Origin of the sequence: uncultured Sphingomonas sp., assembly GCF_964250165.1 — a bacterium.
Classification (GTDB): Bacteria; Pseudomonadota; Alphaproteobacteria; order Sphingomonadales; family Sphingomonadaceae; genus Sphingomonas.
In genome coordinates this window covers 1-934 of sequence record NZ_CAXUEK010000065.1, presented here as the reverse complement: position 1 = coordinate 934, position 934 = coordinate 1, and the positions used below count along the sequence as shown (strand labels likewise).

The 934-nt window shown below is 77.2% G+C and carries 2 pseudogenes; both read left to right on the top strand.

What is annotated here, in order from left to right:
* Nucleotides 1-25: 25 nt before the first annotated feature.
* Nucleotides 26-163, top strand: a pseudogene (locus ACFE64_RS12160) (hypothetical protein); the annotation flags it as partial.
* 66 nt (nt 164-229) lie between these two features.
* Nucleotides 230-934: pseudogene (locus tag ACFE64_RS12155) on the top strand (hybrid sensor histidine kinase/response regulator); the annotation flags it as partial.

Genomic DNA, 934 nt, shown 5'->3' with positions numbered 1-934 from the left:
CGCCGCCGGCTTCCTCGCCGCCGCGCTGGTCGTCGCGGGCGGCGCGGCCGCGTATCGGCTGGTCGCGCCGACGGCCGCTGTCACCACCCCGGCGACCGACTGGAGTCTGGCGCGTCAGCTCGCCGAGGCGAGCGCGGATGCGGTCGCCGTCACGGATCGCGCCGGCCGGCTGGTCTGCGCGAACGACGCCTACCAGACGCTGTTCCGCGGCCTGCCGACCCCGCCGGGCTTGTCGCTCGACGACGCGGGCGTCGCGGCGCTCGGCGCCGCCGGGCGCGCCGCCTGGCGCGATGGCCATGGCGTGGCCGCGCGGCTCGACGCGTCCGGCCGACGCGTCGACGCCGAGATCGTCCGCGCCGGCGCGGAGGCCGACCTGCTCGTCTGGCGGTTCCATCAGCCGCGCGAGGAGGACCATGCCGGTACGCTGGCGAGCTTGCTCGCGGGACCGACCGGCGACCGGCTCGGCGGGGGCGGCGTCATGGCGGCGCTGGTCGACCCGCAGGGGCGCGTGCTCGCGGGCAACGCGGTGCTCGCCTTGCGCGCGCTCGGCCAGGGCGACGCGCCGCTGGCGGGGCGCGACTTCGCGCAGCTGCTCATCACCGACAGCCGCGGCCTCGTCCGCTTCGAGCGCGAGGGGCTGGAGGGCACGCCCTTGCGCGTCGTCCAGCTCCCCTTCGTCGAGGACGAGGACGGCCCGGTCCTCGTGGCGCTGCTCGACGAGGAGGAGGGCACGCCCGCGATCGGCGCCAGCGCGGCCGCGCATGTCCGCAGCCTCGTCTCGCTGCTCCCGCTCGGCCTCGCGCTGGTGGACCGTGACGGGCGGCTGCTGCAGATGAACGACGCCTTCATCCGCGCCGCGCAGGTCGATGCGGCCAACCCGCCGATCTACCCCGGCGACCTGGTGGTGCGCGAGGACAAGGCCGCGGTCGCCGAC